Genomic DNA, 3,275 nt, shown 5'->3' with positions numbered 1-3,275 from the left:
GCAGCTACCGATGTGTCAGTGCTTTCGGCCCGACAGAACGACATTATCACGCTGATCACCTGTGTACGGGATCAGCCGGAGTATCGCTGGTGTGTCCAGGCCAAGCTGGTGAGATAAAATAAGTAGAGCCTATTGACACATAATATATATCGTGGTATATATTATGTAGGAGGTGAATACAATGGAGACCGCAAAAATTTTTGAGAATGGAAGAAGTCAGGCTGTGCGCCTGCCAAAGCAGTTTCGCTTTCAAGCGGATGAGGTAGTTGTTCAGAAATTAGGCGATGCCGTTCTTCTGGTTCCCAGGGAGTCTCTGTGGCAAACCTTTATGGATGGGCTGAATAGTTTTACCGAAGATATCTTTGCAGAGGGCCGGGATCAAGGCGTCCAGAAAGAGAGAGAAAGTCTATGAACTATATGCTGGACACCAATATCTGCATTTATGTGATGAAAGAGAAGCCGGAAACTGTGCTGCGGCGATTTCAACAAGAGCTGAATGCAGGGCTTTGTATTTCTTCGATCACATTAGCAGAGTTGGAATATGGGATGAAGCATAGTTCCAATCCAATAAAGAATGAACAGGCTTTACTTCGGTTTCTGGTACCGCTGAGCATTTTGCCTTTTGGAGCAACAGCAGCATTTGAATATGGTGACATTCGAGATTATTTGCAAAAGCAAGGAACTCCTATCGGCCCATTGGATATGCTGATCGCTGCTCATGCAAGATCGGAGCGAATGATTCTGGTGACAAACAATATCCGGGAGTTTGAGCGAGTACCAAACCTGGAGCTGGAGAACTGGGCGGAATGATCCAGAAGTAACCACTACGATAGGGAGGAATAAAAGATGAAACTGAGACGGGATGTTGCTGGGTTTGCCGTGGGCCTGCTTTGCGGCGGTGTGATTTTCGGCGGCGTGGGGATCGCTTCCGGCGTGATCGCCACGCCCCTGACGGAGAGCAGCCAGAAGGTGACCCTGGACGGTCAGGCGGTGAGCCTGGAAGGGTATAACATCAATGGCAGCAACTACTTCAAGCTGCGGGATCTGGGCAAGGCCATGGACTTCGGTGTGACCTGGAACAACGACAGCCGCACTGTTGAGATCGACAGCAATGCCGGTTATGTGGAAGAGGAAAAGCCCGCTATTCCAGGAGCAGTGAAAATCCCCGCCGGGGATGCCAGCTGGTGTCCGCCGGTGGGCACGGTGATCGACCTGGGCAACGGCCAGACCATGACGGTGACCAAGGCCAAAGATCCGGAGCCGGAGCTGACCGTCCCGGCCAACGCATCTTCCTTCTGGCAGGATGAGCTGCCGGAACCAAAGGTAATAGTTTATGAAGAAACAGGGGCTGTACTTATCCGCAATTTGCATGAAACTCGCCGGATGCAGTATTCTCTCTTTGAGGTGGCAGAGCCGGGCACCAAGATCTATTTGGGAATGGAAGATGCTCGGCCTGGAGAACCCAGTGTAGAGTGGCCTTGGCACGAGGGAATGCTGCAACAGATGTACCTTTCTGGACCCAGAAGCAAAGTCTGGGTGGAAGCTTGGGATTGTTATAAAAATGGGCGGTATTTGTATACCGAATATGATGCAAAGTGATTTACATTCAGAGAGACGCTTAAAAGCGTCTCTTTTTTTGTGCCAAAATTCAAAAGGAAAAGGAGAAATCTATGAAAGCAAGAAGATGGACGGCGCTTTTGCTGCTGGTGGTCACCCTGGTGGGGATGCTCCCGGGGGCGGCTCTGGCAGCCAACACGCCGGAAGAAGCACTGGGCGAGATAAGCATCTATAATGGTGGGGAGCAGCTGGCCTACCTGGCCGTCAATGGCCGAGTGCAGAAACTCAATTATGTGTATTTTGAGCACAATTCGCCAACAGGAATAAAGCAAATCCCCGCCTACTGCGTCAACCCCACCACCGATGGCGTCCCCCAGGTGGTGGGCACCGGGCAATCCATCAAATACCTGGCACAGAATCAGGCCACAGACCCCAAGATCGTGGGCATTGTGGGCAATGGATATCCCCACCGCAGCCTGGAAGAGCTGGGCCTGGACAATGTGCAGCAAGCCTATTATGCTACCAAGATCGCTTTGTGGTGCTATCTGGTGCCTACCTGGAGCATCGACAAAGTAACCATTGCTCCGGGCCTTTCGGAGCATGAGCAGCAGATCGCCCAGCGGCTGCTTGCTGCCGCCAAGGATATTTATAACCGGGGCAGCGGCTGGACGGATGTGCTCATCCCTGGCCTGACGGTTTCCTCAGATCAGCAAAATGCCTACGAGGTGCAGATCAATGGGGAGACTTACTTGCAGCAAGTCTACACCGTCAAGAGCGGCACCTGGGTGGACGGCCTGGAGATCAGCGTCTGGTTTGACGGCGAGAATGTGCCCAGCGGCATGAAGATCGTCAATATGGATAACCAGGAGATCGAAAAGATCCCGGTGGGAAGTGCGGGCTATCAGTCTCAGTTCAAAGTGATCTGCCCCAAGGCATCGGTCAGCGGCAGCGTCAATGCAAAGCTGCTGCTGGAAGGCAATGTGAACCAGTACGCTGCCTTCTATGCTGTTTGCCAGGAGACCGGTACTTATGGGAAGCTGCAAAACTACATTGCAGACACCGACCCGGTGCGTACCACCTGGTCGAACGCCATTTTCAAGTATTCCCCGCCGCCGGAAGGGGGCGGAGGGGAATACAGCCTGAAGATCATCAAGACGGAGACCGGCACCGGCACTCGCCTGGAGGGGGCCTTGTTTGAAGTGAAAGATCCGGACGGTGCGCCGGTGGGGACATTCTCCACCAATGCCCGGGGCGAGATCCTCGTGCCCCTGGAGCGGGGCGGTTTGTACACGATCACCGAGGTGCAGCCTCCCAAGGGCCACCTGATGGCAAAGAATCCGGTACAGCAGGTACAGGTGGAAAAGGACACCGTGGCCACGGTGAGCTATGAAAACGAACCGTATGGCAATCTGCGGGTGGAGAAGGTGGATGCAGACACCGGCGATACCCTCCCTGGCGCAAAGGTGCAGATCAAGCACATCGAGAGCGGAGCCACTTACACCCAGATCACCAACGAAGCCGGTGTGGCTATTTTCAATGGACTCAAGCCCGGTGCCTATGAGATCGTGGAGCTGGAAGCCCCCGATGGATGGATCAAGAACGGCCAGACTTACACCGTCAATGTGCCAGGGCAGGACACCGTTACCTTCACTCTGAAGAACAGTGCCAAACCCGGCCTTCGGATCATCAAGTATGACCGGCAGACCCATGAGACTTTG

Annotated in this window: 4 protein-coding genes; all 4 read left to right on the top strand. The window is 53.5% G+C overall.

Annotated features, from left to right (window positions below; genetic code table 11):
• Positions 1 to 181: 181 nt before the first annotated feature.
• Positions 182 to 412 (top strand): antitoxin, encoded by a 231-nt coding sequence (locus KQI26_RS14890; protein ID WP_216505026.1) that lies wholly within the window; start codon positions 182 to 184, stop codon positions 410 to 412.
• Positions 409 to 810: a type II toxin-antitoxin system VapC family toxin gene (locus tag KQI26_RS14885; RefSeq protein ID WP_216505025.1), complete on the top strand. Its 402-nt coding sequence runs from the start codon at positions 409 to 411 to the stop codon at positions 808 to 810. Before KQI26_RS14890 ends, KQI26_RS14885 begins: the two co-directional genes overlap by 4 nt.
• Positions 811 to 846: 36 nt before the next feature.
• The gene (locus KQI26_RS14880; RefSeq protein WP_216505024.1) at positions 847 to 1,599 is read left to right on the top strand and encodes a copper amine oxidase N-terminal domain-containing protein; all 753 of its coding nucleotides are present in this window, start codon (positions 847 to 849) and stop codon (positions 1,597 to 1,599) included.
• A 71-nt stretch (positions 1,600 to 1,670) separates the two neighbouring features.
• A partial coding sequence (locus tag KQI26_RS14875) for a thioester domain-containing protein (protein WP_216505023.1) occupies positions 1,671 to 3,275 on the top strand: 1,605 nt, incomplete at its 3' end.

Origin of the sequence: Intestinimonas sp. MSJ-38 (genome assembly GCF_018917925.1) — a bacterium.
In the GTDB taxonomy this organism is placed as follows: Bacteria; Bacillota; Clostridia; order Oscillospirales; family Butyricicoccaceae; genus Pseudobutyricicoccus.
Note: the sequence above shows the minus strand (reverse complement) of the source record. Positions and strands in the feature narration are given on the sequence as shown.

Bases quoted from the DNA above. Each gene is read 5' to 3' on its own strand.
- KQI26_RS14885 (WP_216505025.1), top strand. From the start codon at position 409: ATGAACTATATGCTGGACACCAATATCTGCATTTATGTGATGAAAGAG.
- KQI26_RS14880 (WP_216505024.1), top strand. From the start codon at position 847: ATGAAACTGAGACGGGATGTTGCTGGGTTTGCCGTGGGCCTGCTTTGC.
- KQI26_RS14890 (WP_216505026.1), top strand. From the start codon at position 182: ATGGAGACCGCAAAAATTTTTGAGAATGGAAGAAGTCAGGCTGTGCGC.